Genomic DNA, 15732 nt, shown 5'->3' with positions numbered 1-15732 from the left:
GGCCGGGCCGGACCGGGGGCAAGGTCTCACGCCTCACGGATGCGGGACGCTTAGTTGCACGTCGCCTTGCCGACCGGGCGTGCGCGCGCCGCAACGCCCGCGCCGCCTTCAGCCGCCCTCCGCCGTGCGGCGCTTGGGTTGCCGCTGGTCCTGGTCCTCGCCTCGCTTCTCGTGCCGGCCCTGCTGTTCGCCGCGGCCGCCTGGCAGAACCGCATCGACGTGATGCGCGAAGGTGCCGACAGCATCGTCCGCACGACGCTCATCCTGCAGGAACACGCGCGCAAGGTCTTCGAGACGCAGGAACTCGCGCTGGCCCGCGTCGACGACCGCGTGCGCGACCTGACCTGGGACCAGATCGCCGCGCCCGAGACGAGCGCCTTCCTCGCGCATCTCCGCGAGCCCTATGAGCAGGCGGTCTCGATCTGGGTCGCCGACCGCGACGGCGTGGTGCGCGCGGGCAGCCAGCCCTGGGATCCCGCGGTGACGATCGCGGATCGCGAATTCTTCCGCCTCCATGCCGCCGGCGATCCCGGCCCGCTTGTCTCCGACGCCTATCGCGGCCGCATCACCGCCGTCGCGAGCTTCGCGCTGAGCCGCCGGCGCAGCACGCCAGACGGGCGCTTCGACGGAACGATCCACGTCGCGCTCAGCCCCGACTATTTCTCCCGCTTCTTCGCGGAAGCCGCGCCGCCGGTCCGTCACGCCGCGGCGCTGACGCGCGCCGATGGCGCGGTGCTGGCGCGCGACCCGCCGAACGGCCCGGCTCGGCTCGGCCCCGCCAGCCCGCTGATGCAGGCGATCGCGCGCAACAGCGAGGGCGGCTTCGAACGCGGCATCTCCTCGGTGGACGGGCAGGAGAGGCTCTTCGCCTATCGCCGGCTCGGCAACTGGCCGCTCCATGTCAGCTTCGGGGTGGAGATGCATGAACTCGTCGCGCGCTGGCGCCGCAACCTCGTGCTCTATGGCGGCGTCGCGATCGGCGCCTCGATGCTGCTGTTGCTCGCCTCCTCCCTCGCGATCCAGCGCGCGCGTGCGGAACGCGCGGCCAGCACGCGGCTCGCCGCCACGATCGAGGAGCTGAAGCGCGAGACCGCGGGGCGCGAGGCCGCGGAGACGCGCGTGCGCCAGGCGCAGCGGCTGGAAGCGCTGGGGCAGCTCGCCGGCGGCATCGCGCATGACGTGAACAACGTGCTGCAGGCCGCGGCGTCCGGCGCGCGGCTGATCCAGCGCCGGCCCGCCGAGGCCGACCAGGTCAAGCGACTGGCGGGGATGGTGCTGGAGGCGTCGGAGCGCGGCGCCTCCGTCGCGCGACGGCTGCTGGCCTTCGCGCGGCAGGGCGAGCTGCGTGCCGCCGCGGTGGAAGCGCGTGCGATGCTGGAGGACCTGGCCGAAGTGCTGCGCCACACGCTGGGTGCGGGGATCGAGGTGCGGCTGGCCGTCGCCGCGCCGCTCCCGCCGCTGCATGCCGACAAGGGCCAGCTCGAGACCGTGCTGCTCAACCTCGCGACCAATGCGCGCGACGCGATGGAGGCCGGGGGCGTGCTGACGCTCTCCGCCGGGGAGGAACGGTTCGAGGCTCGCAATCCCGCGGGATTGCCGCCTGGCAGCTATCTCCGCCTCTCGGTCGCCGACACCGGCGCGGGGATGGACGCGGCGACCCTGGCCCGCGCGAGCGAGCCCTTCTTCACGACCAAGCCGCCGGGTCGCGGCACGGGGCTGGGCCTGGCCATGGCGCGCGGCTTCGCGGAGCAGTCCGGCGGGACGCTCGCGATCGGCAGTGCGCCCGGGCGCGGGACGACGGTGACACTCTGGCTGCCGCGCAGCGAGATCGCGGAGCGGGCCCCGGCGCCGGACTTCGCGCTCGCGGCGCGCGGCGCGCCGCGCGTGCTGCTGGTGGATGACGAGCCCCTGGTGCGGGAGACGCTGGCGGCGGAACTGGCGGAGCGTGGCTGGCGCGTCGAGCAGGTCTCGGAAGGGCCGGCGGCGCTGGCCGTGTTGCAATCCGTCGAGGAACCCTTCGACCTGCTGGTGACGGATCTGTCCATGCCCGGGATGAACGGCCTGGCGCTGATCCGGGCGGCGCGGCGCCAGCTTCCCGGGCTGCCCGCGGTTCTGCTCACCGGGCTCGTCGGGGACGGCACCGCGGCGCAGACCGCGCTGGCCGAGGCGATGCGCGGCGGACCCTTCGCGCTGCTGCGCAAGCCGATCGACGCACGGGATCTCGCCGCGCGCGCCGAGGCGCTGCTGCAGCCCGAGGAGGCGGGGTAGCGGACTACTCCGCCGGGACGGGATGCAGGCGCGGCAGGGCGGTGGCTTCCCGCCCCGGGCGGCGCCCCAGCGCCAGCGCGTTCAGCGCCGGCACCACGAGCAGCGTGGCGAGCGTCGCGATGGCGAGGCCGCCGATCATCGCGACCGCCATCGGCCCCCAGAAGACCGACAGCGTCAGCGGGACGAAGGCGAGGATCGCGGCGAGCGCGGTCAGGATGACGGGCCGGGCGCGGCGCACCGTGCTTTCGATGATCGCCTCCCTCAGCGGGATGCCGGCCTCCGTGTCCTGGCGCACCTGGTCCACCAGGATCAGCGTGTTGCGCATGATCATGCCGGCCAGCGCGATGACGCCCAGCAGCGCGACGAAGCCGAAGGGCATGCCCATCACCAGCAGCGCGAGCGCGGCACCGGGGATGCCGAGCGGCGCGGTGGCGACGACCAGCGCGGTGCGGCCGAAATGGCGCAGCTGCACCATCAGCACCAGCAGCATCGCCGCGACCATCACCGGGAACAGGGCGAAGAGGCTGGCATTGGCCTTCGACGATTCCTCCGACGCGCCGCCGGTCTCGATGCGCATCCCGACCGGCAGCGTCGCGCGCAGCGCGTCGATCCGGGGCAGCGCCGCGGCGGTGACGTCGGGCGCCTGCAGGCCGGGCGCGATCTCCGCGCGCACGGTCAGGAAGGGCTCGCGGTTGCGGCGCCAGAGGATCGGTTCCTCCATCGAGGGCTCGAGCCGCGCGAGCTGCGCGAGCGGGACGGGCCCAGCCGCGGTGACGATGTTGAGGTCGCCGAGCGAGCCGAGCGCGCCGCGTTCGCCGGCCGGCGCGCGCAGCACGACGTCCACCAGGCGGTCCCCCTCGCGCAGCCTTGTCGAGGTCGAGCCGGACAGCAGGCCCTGGACGGATTGCGCGACGGCATCGGGCGACAGGCCGAGCTGCGCGATGCGCTCGTCGTCGAGCACGAGGCGCAGCGCCGGCGCGCGCTCGCCCCAGGCGAGTTGGACGTCGCGCGTGCCGGGCGTGGCGCGCAGCGCCGCCATGACCTGGTCTGCGGCCGCGCGCAGCTCGCCGGGCGTGCCGCCCACGACGCGGAACTGCACGGGGAAGCCGACGGGCGGGCCGAAATCGAGACGGGAGACGCGCACGCGGCCTTCCGGCACGGCGCCGGATTCCGCGAAGGCGATCAGCTTCTCGCGCAGGCGCTCGCGCGCCGGGACATCGCGGGACTGGATCACCAGCTTGCCGAACGCCTCGTTGGGCAGGTCGGGATTGAGCGCGAGGAAGAAGCGCGGCGCGCCGGCGCCGATGTAGGCGGTGTAGGTCTCGGCATCCGGGTCGTCGGCGACCTGCAGCGCGATGCGCTCCACGGCATCGCGGGTCGCGGCGAAGCCGGCGCCGGCCCGCAGGTTCACATCCACCAGCAGCTCGAGCCGCGCGGAGGTCGGGAAAAACTGCTTCTTCGTCATCCCCATGCCGGCGAAGCCGGCGGCCAGCACCAGCAGCGTCGCGCCGAGCACGACCGCGCGGTGGTCGGTGCACCAGGCGACGGCGGCGCGCAGGGCGCGGTAGAAGCGGCCGTCATAGAGATGCGCGTGATGCGTCACGCGCTTCGGGGTCGGCAGGAGCTTCACGCCGAGCCACGGCGTGAACCACACCGCGACGAGCCAGGACGCGATCAGCGCCGCGCCGACGACCCAGAAGATGCCGCCGGCATACTCGCCGGAGGTCGAGTTGGCGAAACCTACCGGGATGAAGCCCGCGACCGTGACGAGCGTGCCCGACAGCATCGGCCCCGCCGTGCTGCCCCAGGCGAAGGCGGCCGCGCGCAGCCGGTCCCAGCCTTCCTCGAGCTTCACCACCATCGCCTCGATCGCGATGATCGCGTCGTCCACCAGCAGACCGAGCGCGAGGATGAGTGCGCCGAGGGAGACGCGCTCCAGCTCCATCCCCCACCACAGCATCAGCATGAAGACGGCGGAGAGCGTCAGCGGCACCGAGAGCGCCACGATCAGTCCCGCCCGGAGCCCGAGCGAGAGCAGCGAGACCACCAGCACGACGACCAGCGCGGCCGCGAACTTAGTCAGGAACTCCGTGATGCTCTCGGCCACGATGTGCGGCTGGTCGGCGATCGCCTGCAGCTCCAGCCCGACCGGCAGGTCGGCGCGGATCGCGGCGAGCTCGCGGTTCAGGCTCTCGCCCAGCGCCAGCACGTCGAAGCCGCGCTGCTTGGCGACCGAGACCAGCACGGCCGGCCGGCCTTCGTGGAAGATCGCGGCCGCGGGCGGGTCGGCCAGGCCGCGGCTGACATCGGCGATGTCGCCGAGCCGGATGGTGCGCCCGTCGGGCGCGCTGACCGGCACGGCGCGGATCGCGGCCACGCCGTCCGGCGCGCCGCCGACGCGCAGGTGGACGCGGGTGCTGCCGGTCTCCACGACGCCGGCGGGCGCCACGGGATTCTGGCGGGACAGCGCGTCGAGGATCGCGGTCGGCGGGACGCCGAGGGTGGCGAGGCGCGCATGCGACGCTTCCACGTAGATCCGCTGCTCGATCTCGCCCGAGATCGCGACCTTCTCGACGCCGGGGATGCGCAGCAAGCGCAGGCGGATGCGCTCGGCCTGGCGGACGAGTTCGGCGTTGTCGGCGCCGGTCAGCGCCAGGACGGCGGAATAGACGTCGGAATACTCGTCGTTGAAGGTGGGGCCGCGCACGCCGGCCGGGAGGTTCGGCACGATGTCGCCGACCTTCTTGCGGACCTGGTACCAAAGCGTCTGCACCTCGCGCGGCGGGGTGGTGTCGCGCAGCACGACAGTCGTCGTCGCGATTCCGGGCCGGACATAGGTCTCGAGCCGGTCGAGCCAGGGCAGGTCCTGCAGGCGGCTCTCGATGCGGTCGGCGACCTGGGCCTGCATCTCCTCGGCGGTGGCGCCCGGCCAGGACGCGCTGACGACCATGACCTTCAGCGTGAAGGACGGATCCTCGGCGCGGCCGAGCTTCTGCCAGGCGCCGAGGCCGAGCGCCGCCAGCAGGATCATCGCGAAGAGCGTGAGCGCCCCGTTGCGCACGCCCCAGGCGGAGAGGTTGAAGCGTTCGGTCATGGCGCTCACCGCAGCGTCGCGGCGAGGCGGGTCTGCACGACGCGGACCCGGCTGTCGGGATCGAGCAGCTGGGGCCCGAGCGCGACCACCTTCTCGCCCGCGGTCAGCGCACCCGAGACCTGCACCGTCGTTTCTCCAATGGACGTCACGCGCACCGGCACCGCCTCGATCCGGTCGCCCGCGACGCGCCACACCATGGGCCCCTGGCCGCGGTCATGCAGCGCGCCGAGCGGCAGCGTGGCGACAATGCCGGCGTCCCGCGCCAGGCGCACCGTGCCGGTCATGCCGAGCGCGAGCCAGTCCGGCGCATCCGGCAGCGCGAAGCGCGCGGCATAGGTGCGGAGCGCGCCATCGGCCTGGGGCGAGAGCTCGCGCAGGGTGGCGGCAAGCGGGGCATCGGGCCTTGCCCAGAAGCGCGCCTCGGCCGCCGCGCCGCGCAGGGCGGGCAGGGCGGATTCCGGCACGCGCACGACGAGCTCGCGCTCCGACGGGTCGGCGATCCGGAGCACGGCCTGGCCTTCGGGAACGACCTGCCCGGCCTCCGCCAGCAGCGCCGTCACCACGCCGGAAGACGGCGCGCGCAGCGTCGCATAGCCCAGCCGGTTTCGCGCGAGTTCCAGCGAGGCGCGGGCCGAGGCCACGCGCTCGGCCGCCGCGCTGGCTGCGGCCTGGCGCTGGTCGTCGAAGGCGGCGGCGACATGGCCGGCGGCGAGCAGCGTGCGCGACCGCGCGGCGTCGTTGGCGGCCTGGCGGGACTGCGCCTCGGCGCTGGCGAGATCCGCTTCGGCACTGCGCAGCGCCAGCGCGAGGTCGGCGGGGTCCAGGCGGGCGAGCTCCTGGCCCGCCGTCACGCTCTCGCCGACCTCGACAAGGCGGGTCGCGATGCGCCCGCCCGTGCGGAAGCCGACATCCACCTCGCGCCGGGCGCGGACCGTGCCGGTGTAGGCCGCGCGGGTTTCCGCCGGCGCCAGGGCGACATCGGCGACCTGGACGGGGCGCGGGGCGGTGGCAGGGTTGGCCTGGGCGGCCGGCGGCTCGACGCGGCAGGCCGCCAGGAGCGGGAGGAGGAGCAGGGGGGCGGCGGCACGCATGGCGACCTCGGGGAGGTTGGTCGCTTTATAATGATCTCTGACTGATGAAAGTCAATAATCGTCAGTCAGCAGTCTTCAGTCCTGCCACGATCAGGGCCACCACGCGGTCGAGGTCGGCCGCCAATTGGTCCTCCGAGGTGTCGTGGCCCAGGCATTCCGCAATCAGCACGGGGTGCACGAAGGCGATGATGGCCTGCTTGATCGCGATCGCCGTCGTCTCGGGGTCGCGCCGCGCGAAGATGCCGGCCGCCATGCCGTCCATCAGCACATGGCGGAAGGCCGTCACGCAGGCATGGATGAAGTTCTCGACCACGCCCCAATGCTCGGCCATGGCCGCGGTCACCATGTCGTGCAGCCGCTTCTCCGCGAAGAACAGGCCGACATGGCGCTGGTGCAGCGTGCGGAGCAGCTGGGCCAGGCGTTCGGGCGGCGGCGTGTCGGAGCGCGCGATAGCCCAGATCTCGGCCTCGACGCCGGACAGCATGCGCCGCGCGATCGCCTCGTTGATCGCGGACTTCGAGGGAAAGAAGCGGTAGACATTGGCCGGCGACATGCCGAGTTCGCGCGCGATGTCGGCAACCGCGGTCTTCTGGTAGCCCATGGTCTTGAACAGCCGCTCGGCGGTGTCCTCGATCCGGGCGCGCGTCTCCTCCGCGGTCGGACGGCGCATCGCGTCGGTGGCGGCGTTCATGACAAGTGATGTAATCCTTCAGGCGTCAGAAAGCCAGTGCTGAGGCGAATCGCGGCGGCCGAACCGCTTAGCATGTCATGCTGGGCGCGGTCCCCTGGCCCGCAGGTGGTCGGCAAGATGGGCCGCGTCGGCAGCGACGCCGTTGAAGAAGGCGGAGTTCCGCCGCGACAGCCCGCTCAGCCCTAGGAAGGCAAGGCCCGGGACCGGCGTGATGCCCTTCTCGTGCCGGGGCTGCCCGTTCGCCCTGAGGACGGGCAGCCCGATCCAGCTGAAGTCCAGGGCATATCCGGTGGCCCAGACGACCGAGGCGACGCCCTCGGCGCGCAGGTCCAGTGCTATGGGCGGCCAGAGCAGCGCGGGCGGCAGCGCGGCCAGGGCGCCGGCTTGCGGGTCCTCGGGCGCGTCCATCCCGGTCGCCGCGACATGCCGGTCGACGGTGTCGAGAAAGTCCAGGAAGGCGGCGTCGCCTTCCGCGATGCGCTGGGCGAGGTCGGGCGCGCAGCGCAGCACGCCTTCCTGCGCGTCCGTCGCACGCCCCAGCAGCACCATCCCGCGCGCGGCGAAGTCGCGGAAATCGATGGTGTAGCCCCCATAGGCGCCGCTGACGGTCAGCGACCCCGGCTGGCCCGGCCCCTGCGCCGGCGCGTCCCAGAGGCCCATCTCCATCCGCCACCACACCTGGTCGTGCCCGCGGTAACGCCGCGGCAGCCGGCGGTGGCGCCCGACCGAAAGGAAGACGCGCCGGCCGGACCGCAGCAATTCGTCCGCGATCTGCACGCCGGAGGTGCCGGCGCCCACCACGAGTACGCCGCCGTCGGGCAACTGCGCGGCATTGCGGTAGGCGTTCGCATGAAGCTGGAAGCCGCCCAGTTCCGCCGCGAAGGCGGGCCAGGTCGGCCGTTGGAAAGGGCCGGTGGCGACCACGACATTGTCGGCTTCGATTGCGCCGGCGGAGGTTTCGGCGCGAAAGCCGCCTTCCGTGGTCGCCCGCAGCGCCCTGACCTCGACCCCGCAGCGCACCGGTGCCGCGATGGCTTTGGCATAGGCGTCGAGGAAGGCCACGATCTCGTCGCGCGATCCGTAGCCCTCGGGCTCGCTGCCGGTCCAGGCGAAGCCGCCGATCCGCGTGCCCCAGTTCGGCCCGAGCGAACGCAGGCCGTCCCAGCGCTCCGACCGCCAGCGTTCCGCGACGCGCGCGCGTTCCAGAACCAGGTGCGGCATGCCGCGCGCGGACAGCTGTTCGCTCATGGCCAGGCCGGCCTGGCCGCCGCCGATCACCAGCGTCTCGATCCGTGGCGGAAGCTGCATGGCGCCATCCTGCTCCGAGCGTGCCGCGTAGCGCCTGGCGCGCGGTCAGCGCAACGAATTCAATCCGCCCGTCCCATGGTGGTGACGCCCATCTCCCGCAGCGTGTCTGCCATGGCGTCCAGCGCGCGGCCGATGTCGCGCTCGGTCACGATGCCGATGCAGGCCAGCCGGAAGGTGTTCGCCGCGGCGAGGCGGCCGGGGAAGATGATGAAGCCGCGCGCCTTCATGCCGTCGTAGAGCTTGCGGAACGAGTAGTTCGGGTCCGGCGGGTCGTGGAAGGTCGTAACGATGGGCGACGCCACCTCGTCCTCCAGCAGGGTGCGGAACCCCATCTGGCGCATGCCGTCCACCAGGCGGCGCCAGCTCTTCCGGAAGCGGGCCTGGCGGGCCTCGATGCCGCCCTCCTCGGCGTGCTCGCGCAGCGCCTCCGCCATGCCGAGCAGAAGGTGCGTCGCCGGGGTGAAGCGGAACATCCCCGTCCGCTCCAGGTGCTGGTCCTGGTCCCAGAGATCCAGCGTCAGGCTCGGCGCATTGCCCTTCGTCGCCTCCAGCGCAGTCTTCTTGGCCACGACCCAGGCGAGACCGGGCGGCGCCTGCAGCCCCTTGTTGGCGGAGCAGACCACGGCGTCGTAGCCCAGCGTCCTCGCGTCCAGCGCGAAGGCGCCGAAGGAGGCGACGGCGTCGATCAGCAGCGCCACGCCGCGCCGTCGGCACACCGCCGCGATCTCCTCGATCGGGTTCAGGATCCCGGTCGAGGTCTCGCAATGCACGACCATGACATGGGTGATGGCGGGGTCCGCGACCAGCATGGCCTCGAACTGCTTCGCGGTCGGCGGCGTGAAGGGCGCGGTGCGGAAGCTGGCGTAGGGCACGCGGATCTTGCGGGCGATCTCGACGAGCCGGTCGCCATAGACGCCGTTGGTGTGGATCAGCAGCTTGCCGTTCTCCGGCACCAGCGTGCCGATCGCCGCCTCGTTGCCAGAGGTTCCGCTGCCCACGATCGGCACGGCGGTGTGCGTGCCCGCGCCGTTGCAGAGATCGAGGATGTAGCGCCGGCTGAAGGCGATGGCGTCGAGCATCTCCCGCTCGCCCGAGGCGTAGTCGTGCAGCATCGCCCGCTTGACCCGCATCGACAGCGTCGCGGGGCCGGGGGTGAGCATGAGTGGCTCGTCCTCGGGTCGCTCCTGGTCCATCCCGGTCCCCTCCACGGCGGCTGCCGTGACGATGGCATGGCGGGGCGGGCTGCGGAACCGGCCGGTCTGGTGCGCCGTCGCGGTTGCCGCCTATCCTCGGCCACGCATGGCGATTCCCCCCGAGATCAACGGCCCCCGCGGCGCCATCCGGCTGGACGGCATCGGCAAGGCCTTCGGCGAGACCCGGGCGCTGAGCGGCGTGTCGCTGCACGCGCCGGCGGGCAGCTTCCTCGTCCTGCTCGGACCCTCGGGCTGCGGCAAATCCACGCTGCTGCGCGTCATCGCGGGGCTGGAGGCGCCGACCGAGGGACGGCTCTTCCTGGATGGCCGCGACGTCACGGGCTTGCCGCCGGCGGCGCGCGGGATCTCCATGGTGTTCCAGTCCTACGCGTTGTTTCCGCACCTGTCCGTCGCGGAGAACATCGTCTTCGGGCTGCGCGCCCGCGCCGTCCCCCGCGCCGAGCGCGAGGCGCGCCTCGATCGCACCGCGACGATGCTGGGGCTGGAGAAGCTGCTGCATCGCCGGCCGAGCCAGCTTTCCGGCGGCCAGCAGCAGCGCGTCGCGCTCGCCCGCGCAGTGGTCGCGGAGGCGCCGATCTGCCTGATGGACGAGCCGCTGTCGAACCTCGACGCCAAGCTGCGCGCCGAGATGCGCCGCGAGATTCGCGCGCTGCAGCAGCGGCTCGGCATCACGATGGTCTATGTCACCCATGACCAGGCCGAGGCGATGAGCATGGCCGACCAGGTCGTGCTGCTGCGCGAGGGGCGGATCGAGCAGGACGCGACGCCCGCCAATCTCTACGCGAACCCTGCTTCCGTCTTCGCGGCATCCTTCATCGGCACGCCGCCGATGTCGCTGCTGCGCCTGGTCCCTGGCGGCGACGGCGCGATCATCGCGGGCGCGCCGGACCTTCGCGTGGCGCCCGGTTCGGCCGCCGGCGCGCTGCTCGGCGTGCGGCCGGAGGAGGTGACGCTGGCGGACGAAGGCGGCCTGCCGGCGACGCTGCTGGATTCCGAGTTCCTGGGCGCGGAGACCGTGATGACCTGCGCGATCGGCGACGCCGGCGAGAAGCTTGCGGCGCGCGTGCAGGGCAACCACGCGCTGCCCGCCGGCACGAGGCTGCGGCTGAAGCTGCCGCCGTCGCTGCATCTGTTCGAAGCCAATACCGGTCTGCGGCGCGCCGCGGCCTGATATCATCAAGAGGAAGGAGGACCACGTCATGACGATCACCCGCCGCACCACGCTTGGCCTGGTAGGCGCCGCGCTCGCCGCGCCGGCCGTGCACGCCCAGGCACCGACCGAGATCACCTTCAACTACCCCATCGCGGTCGGCGGCCCGATCCCGCGCCTGATCGACGGCTATTGCGAGGAGTTCGCGCGGGAGAACCCGGGCTTCCGCATCAGGCCCGTCTATGCCGGCAGCTACCAGGACACGCTGACCAAGACGCTGACAGCGATACGCGGCGGTGATGCGCCGCAACTGGCCTGCCTGCTGTCCACCGACATGTTCACCCTGATCGACGAGGACGCGGTGCTGGCCTGGGACGACCAGCCCGGCGTCGAGCGCGCCTGGCTCGACGGCTTCTTCCCCGGCTTCCTCGAGAACAGCCGGACGGCCGGCAAGACCTGGGGAATCCCGTTCCAGCGCTCGACCATCGTGCTCTACTGGAACAAGGAGCTGTTCCGCGAGGCCGGGCTGAACCCCGATGTCGCGCCGGCGAACTGGGCGGAGCAGCTCAGCCACGCGCAGAAGCTGACGAAGCGCCAGGGCGACAACACGTCGCAATGGGGCATCCAGATCCCGTCCTCGGGCTTCCCCTACTGGCTGTTCCAGGGGCTGACGACCCAGAACAACGTCCGCCTGATGAACCAGGAGGGCAACCGCGTCTTCTACAGCGACCCCAAGGTGGCCGAGGCGCTGAAGTACTGGGCGGACCTGTCCAACGTGCACCGCGTGCAGCCACCGGGCATCGTGGAATGGGGCACCACGCCGCGCGACTTCTTCGAGCGCAAGGTCGCGATGATGTGGACCACCACGGGCAACCTGACCAATGTCCGCCGCACCGCGCAATTCCCCTTCGGCGTCGGCATGCTGCCGGCCGGCGTGCAGCTCGGCAGCCCGACAGGCGGCGGCAACCTCTATGTCTTCAAGTCCGCTAATGCCGCGCAGCGCGAGGGCGCGGTGCGCTTCGCGCGCTTCCTGACGACGCCGGAGCGTGCCGCGCATTGGGGCATCGAGACCGGCTATGTCGCGGTGACGCCGCAGGCCTGGGACACGGGAGCCATGCGCGCCTACGTGGCCGACTTCCCCGCGGCGGCCGTCGCGCGCGACCAGCTGCCGCATGCCGTGGCCGAGCTCTCCACGCATGACAACCAGCGCGTGACCAAGGCGCTGAACGACAACCTCCAGGCCGCGCTGCTCGGCCGCAAGCAGCCCCAGGCCGCGATGAACGACGCCCAGCAGGAAGCGGACCGGCTGCTGCGGCGGTTCAGGTAGGATCCGTGCCCCTTCCCCGCACACCGTTCTGCCCCCTCCCGCGCTGTTGCGGGGGAGGGTTGGGGAGGGGGCACCAGCGCGCCGTCGTCACCCCATGAACCGCACCACCCTCCACGCCTGGCTGCTGCTGACGCCGGCGTTGGTCCTGCTGATCGCCTTCACCCACTACCCCGCCGTGGCGACGGTCTGGCATTCCTTCTTCTCGACGCCGCGCGCCAATCGTCCTGGCGTCTTCGTCGGCGCCGACAACTACATCGACCTGCTGGACGATCCGATCTTCTGGCAGTCGCTGACCAACAACCTGGTCTTCGCCGCGGCGTCCATTCCGCTCTCGATCGGCCTGGCGCTGGCCATGGCGATCTGGGTGAACGGCAAGATCCAGGGCCGCACCGCGCTGCGCATCGCCTTTTTCACGCCGACCGTGCTGCCGATGATTGCGGTCGCGAACCTCTGGCTGTTCTTCTACACGCCGGATTACGGGCTGCTGGACCAGGTCACGCGCGCGCTCTTCGGCTGGGGCCCGACCAACTGGATCGGCGAGACGCGCACCGCGCTCGGCGCGATGATCGCGGTGGCCGTCTGGAAGGAAGCCGGCTTCTTCATGATCTTCTACCTCGCCGCGCTGCAGGCGATCCCACCCAACCTGTACGAGGCCGCGGCGATCGAGGGCGCGTCGCGCGCGCGCGTCTTCTGGCGCGTGACGATGCCGCTGCTCGGCCCCACCACGCTCTTCATCCTGGTCAACGCGGTGATCAACGCCTTCCGCCTGGTCGACCATGTCATCGTCATGACCAAGGGCGGGCCGGACAATGCGACGCAGCTGCTGCTGACCTACATCTACGAGATGGGCTTCCGCTTCTGGGACACGGCGGCGGCCTCGGCGCTCACCGTGATCCTGCTGGGCTTCCTGGCGCTGACCGCGCTGTTCAACTTCCTCGTCGTCGAGCGGCGCGTCCACTATCGATGAGCTTCACGCGCCTCATCGAGACCCTCGCGGCCTGGCTGCTCGGCATCATCTGGATCGCCCCGCTTCTCTATGCGCTCTGGGCGGCCTTCCACCCCAGCGCCTACACCACCCGCTTCGAGCTCCTCGCGCCGCTGACCCTGCACAACTTCGCCGCGGCCTGGGATGCCGCGCCCTTCGCGCGCTACTTCCTGAACACCTTCATCCTGGTGACGCTGATCCTGGTGGCGCAGCTGATCCTCTGCACGCTGGCCGCCTTCGCCTTCGCGCGCAGCCGCTTCCCCGGCAGCGGGATCCTGTTCTCGCTGGTGCTGCTGCAGCTCATGATCATGCCGGACGTGCTGCTGGTCGAGAACTACCGCACCATGCGGGACCTCGGCCTGGTGGACACGATCCTGGCGATCGGCCTGCCCTACATGGCGAGCGCCTTCGGCATCTTCCTGCTCCGCCAGACCTTCCGCCAGGTCCCGAAGGAGCTCGAGGAAGCCGCCATCGTCGAGGGCTGCGGCACGCTGGCGATCCTCTGGCGCGTCTATGTGCCGTTGGCGAAGCCGACCTACCTCGCCTATGGGCTGACATCGGTCAGCTATCACTGGAACAACTTCCTGTGGCCGCTGGTCATCACCAACACCGTGGAGACGCGGCCGCTGACCGTGGGGCTGTCGGTCTTCGCCTCCACCGACCAGGGCATCGACTGGGCGATCATCTCCTCAGCGACGCTGATGACCTCGGCGCCGCTGCTGCTGGGTTTCCTGCTGTTCCAGCGTCAGTTCGTGCAGTCGTTCATGCGCGCCGGGATCAGGTAGGCATGGAGATGAAGCCCGTGCGCAGGACCGCGGCCCAGACCGGCGCGCCGCGTTCCTCCGCTTTTCGCGCGGCGCTCTCCCAGTCATAGGGCACGGCCAGCAGGTCCACGCGGTCCGCGCCGCCCTCGTCCAGCGTCAGCACGGCGTAGCGCGCATGCGGCGACCGCGCTTCCGCGACATGCGGGTTCTCCCCGCGCGTGATCCGGAAGCCCGGCAGGCCGAGGCTGCCGGGGTTCACCACCAGCGGCCCGCCGGGAATGCGCACCACGCCGGCCTGGTGGCTGTGGCCGCAGAGCACGATGCGCGCGGCCATCCCGTCCTCGCCCAGCCGTGCGCGCAGCGTGTCCAGCGGCGCCGGCACCAGGCGGCCGCCGACGGGCTCCTCCAGCAGGTTCTGCGTGTCGGAACTGGGCGTGCCATGGCAGGCCAGCACGCCGGGTGCCGGGACGATGCGCTCCGGCAGTTCGAAAAGCCAGGCACGCTGGTCCGGCGTGGTCTCGGCATAGGCGACCGCGTCCTGGCCTGGCTTGTGGTTCGGCCCGTGTTCCGTGATCCAGCGGTCGTGGTTGCCGCGCACCGTCGCGATGGCGCGGTCCATCAGCAGCGCCACCGTCTCATTCGGCCACATCATCCCCGACGCGCAATCGCCGAGGCACAGCACACGCTGCACGCCCCGCGCCGCGATGTCGTCCAGCGCCGCCTCCAGCGCGGCGACGTTGCCGTGGACATCGGTGATCACTGCAATGCGCATGGCCCCCCTTTTCGCTTGTCCGGGCAGTCTAGCCCGGCATCGCCGCCTTGACAGGCCGCGCCCCCTGCGGGCGAGGATGGCGCAGGCAAGGACCGGGAAGGAACGACCATGCAACGACGCACGCTGCTCGCGGCCAGCGCCGCAGCCCTCGCCACGCCCGCCCTGGCGCAGGAGTTCAGCCAGACCGTCCGCCTCATCGTCCCCAACGCGCCGGGCGGCACCAGCGACATCCTGGCCCGGCTCATTGCGCCGTCCCTGCAGCAGCGCATCGGCCAGAACGTGGTGGTCGAGAACCGGGCCGGCGCCGGCGGCAACATCGGCGCAGACGCCGTCGCGAAAAGCCGGCCGGACGGCCACACCATGCTGGTGCTCGACGTGTCGGTGCTGGCGACCAACCCGTTCCTCTTTGCGCGCATGCCCTTCGATCCGGAACGCGACCTCGCCGCGGTGCAGATGCTGATCTACGCGCCCTACATCCTGGCCGTGAACAACCAGCTTCCGGTGCGCAACGCGGCGGAACTCGTCGCCTATGCAAAGGCCAATCCCGGCAAGCTGAACGCCGCGAATTCCGGCACGGGGACGCTGACACACCTGGTCGCGCTGTCGCTCGCATCATCCTGGGGCACGACGATGGAGCACGTGCCCTATCGCGGCGGCGCGCCGGCGCTGGTCGCGCTGGTGTCGAACGAGGCGAACGTGACCATGGCCGGCGCGACGCAATCCATGCCCTATGTCACGGGCGGGCAGATGCGCGGCATCGCGGTGACGGGTCCGCGGCGCTTCGCGAACCTGCCGGACCTGCCGACCTTCCGCGAACTCGGCTGGCCGGAGCCCGATGCCGGCACCTGGCAGGGCCTTCTGGTGCAGGGCCAGACGCCGCCGGCGATGATCGCGCGGATCGAGCGGGAGATCGCCGCGGTGCTCAACGAGCCCGCGATCAAGACGCGCATCGGCGAACTCGGCGGGGAGGTGCAGGCCGACGGCGCCGCGGCCTTCCGCACGCGGCTCGCGCAGCAGACCGAGAGCTACGAGCGCATCATCCGCGCCAACAACGTCAGGCTGGAGTAG

General features: G+C 71.7%; 12 protein-coding genes. 6 read left to right on the top strand and 6 right to left on the bottom strand.

Annotation, left to right across the window (positions count from 1 at the left end; all coding sequences use genetic code 11):
• Positions 1–138: 138 nt before the first annotated feature.
• Positions 139–2268, top strand: a complete 2130-nt coding sequence (locus tag ACLF3M_RS20480) for an ATP-binding protein (protein ID WP_430658833.1) — start codon at positions 139–141, stop codon at positions 2266–2268.
• A 4-nt stretch (positions 2269–2272) separates the two neighbouring features.
• On the opposite strand, the gene ACLF3M_RS20475 is transcribed toward ACLF3M_RS20480, so the two are convergent.
• The 5 genes from ACLF3M_RS20475 to ACLF3M_RS20455 all read right to left on the bottom strand — a co-directional run bounded on the left by ACLF3M_RS20475 (position 2273) and on the right by ACLF3M_RS20455 (position 9645).
• Positions 2273–5362, bottom strand: a complete 3090-nt coding sequence (locus ACLF3M_RS20475) for an efflux RND transporter permease subunit (RefSeq protein ID WP_430658832.1) — start codon at positions 5360–5362, stop codon at positions 2273–2275.
• Positions 5363–5367: 5 nt separating this feature from the next.
• Positions 5368–6453: an efflux RND transporter periplasmic adaptor subunit gene (locus ACLF3M_RS20470; RefSeq protein ID WP_430658831.1), complete on the bottom strand. Its 1086-nt coding sequence runs from the start codon at positions 6451–6453 to the stop codon at positions 5368–5370.
• 61 nt (positions 6454–6514) lie between these two features.
• Entirely contained in the window at positions 6515–7144 is a 630-nt protein-coding gene (locus ACLF3M_RS20465; protein ID WP_430658830.1) for a TetR family transcriptional regulator, read from the bottom strand.
• Positions 7145–7219: 75 nt separating this feature from the next.
• Entirely contained in the window at positions 7220–8452 is a 1233-nt protein-coding gene (locus tag ACLF3M_RS20460; protein WP_430658829.1) for an NAD(P)-binding domain-containing protein, read from the bottom strand.
• Positions 8453–8511: 59 nt separating this feature from the next.
• Entirely contained in the window at positions 8512–9645 is a 1134-nt protein-coding gene (locus ACLF3M_RS20455; RefSeq protein WP_430658828.1) for a 2-aminoethylphosphonate--pyruvate transaminase, read from the bottom strand.
• A gap of 106 nt (positions 9646–9751) precedes the next feature.
• On the opposite strand from ACLF3M_RS20455, the gene ACLF3M_RS20450 reads away from it, so the two are divergent.
• From ACLF3M_RS20450 to ACLF3M_RS20435, 4 genes are all read left to right on the top strand, one after another.
• Entirely contained in the window at positions 9752–10837 is a 1086-nt protein-coding gene (locus tag ACLF3M_RS20450; protein ID WP_430658827.1) for an ABC transporter ATP-binding protein, read from the top strand.
• A 28-nt stretch (positions 10838–10865) separates the two neighbouring features.
• Positions 10866–12143 carry an ABC transporter substrate-binding protein gene (locus ACLF3M_RS20445; protein ID WP_430658826.1) on the top strand — a complete coding sequence of 426 codons (1278 nt, stop codon included), beginning with the start codon at positions 10866–10868 and terminating at the stop codon, positions 12141–12143.
• 94 nt (positions 12144–12237) lie between these two features.
• A complete protein-coding gene (locus ACLF3M_RS20440) occupies positions 12238–13110 on the top strand; it encodes a carbohydrate ABC transporter permease (RefSeq protein ID WP_430658825.1) in 873 nt (290 codons plus the stop codon).
• Positions 13107–13913, top strand: a complete 807-nt coding sequence (locus ACLF3M_RS20435; protein ID WP_430658824.1) for a carbohydrate ABC transporter permease — start codon at positions 13107–13109, stop codon at positions 13911–13913. Before ACLF3M_RS20440 ends, ACLF3M_RS20435 begins: the two co-directional genes overlap by 4 nt.
• Here ACLF3M_RS20435 and ACLF3M_RS20430 read toward each other — a convergent pair.
• On the bottom strand, positions 13906–14664 hold the full coding sequence (locus ACLF3M_RS20430) for a metallophosphoesterase family protein (protein ID WP_430658823.1): 759 nt from the start codon (positions 14662–14664) through the stop codon (positions 13906–13908). The two genes, ACLF3M_RS20435 and ACLF3M_RS20430, sit on opposite strands and share 8 nt — an antisense overlap.
• A 108-nt stretch (positions 14665–14772) precedes the next feature.
• Here ACLF3M_RS20430 and ACLF3M_RS20425 point away from each other — a divergent pair, with 108 nt between their 5' ends.
• Entirely contained in the window at positions 14773–15732 is a 960-nt protein-coding gene (locus ACLF3M_RS20425; protein WP_430658822.1) for a Bug family tripartite tricarboxylate transporter substrate binding protein, read from the top strand.

It is taken from the genome of Falsiroseomonas sp. HW251 (assembly GCF_050563545.1).
In the GTDB taxonomy this organism is placed as follows: Bacteria; Pseudomonadota; Alphaproteobacteria; order Acetobacterales; family Acetobacteraceae; genus Falsiroseomonas.
The sequence above is the reverse complement of the archived record's forward strand: the minus strand, read 5'-3'. Positions and strand labels throughout refer to the sequence as shown.

Excerpts from the sequence above, each read along its gene's own strand:
- ACLF3M_RS20460 (WP_430658829.1), bottom strand. The coding sequence starts at position 8,452 with ATGCAGCTTCCGCCACGGATCGAGACGCTGGTGATCGGCGGCGGCCAG.
- ACLF3M_RS20430 (WP_430658823.1), bottom strand. The coding sequence starts at position 14,664 with ATGCGCATTGCAGTGATCACCGATGTCCACGGCAACGTCGCCGCGCTG.
- ACLF3M_RS20435 (WP_430658824.1), top strand. The coding sequence starts at position 13,107 with ATGAGCTTCACGCGCCTCATCGAGACCCTCGCGGCCTGGCTGCTCGGC.
- ACLF3M_RS20475 (WP_430658832.1), bottom strand. The coding sequence starts at position 5,362 with ATGACCGAACGCTTCAACCTCTCCGCCTGGGGCGTGCGCAACGGGGCG.
- ACLF3M_RS20445 (WP_430658826.1), top strand. The coding sequence starts at position 10,866 with ATGACGATCACCCGCCGCACCACGCTTGGCCTGGTAGGCGCCGCGCTC.
- ACLF3M_RS20465 (WP_430658830.1), bottom strand. The coding sequence starts at position 7,144 with ATGAACGCCGCCACCGACGCGATGCGCCGTCCGACCGCGGAGGAGACG.
- ACLF3M_RS20450 (WP_430658827.1), top strand. The coding sequence starts at position 9,752 with ATGGCGATTCCCCCCGAGATCAACGGCCCCCGCGGCGCCATCCGGCTG.
- ACLF3M_RS20440 (WP_430658825.1), top strand. The coding sequence starts at position 12,238 with ATGAACCGCACCACCCTCCACGCCTGGCTGCTGCTGACGCCGGCGTTG.
- ACLF3M_RS20455 (WP_430658828.1), bottom strand. The coding sequence starts at position 9,645 with ATGGACCAGGAGCGACCCGAGGACGAGCCACTCATGCTCACCCCCGGC.
- ACLF3M_RS20425 (WP_430658822.1), top strand. The coding sequence starts at position 14,773 with ATGCAACGACGCACGCTGCTCGCGGCCAGCGCCGCAGCCCTCGCCACG.
- ACLF3M_RS20470 (WP_430658831.1), bottom strand. The coding sequence starts at position 6,453 with ATGCGTGCCGCCGCCCCCCTGCTCCTCCTCCCGCTCCTGGCGGCCTGC.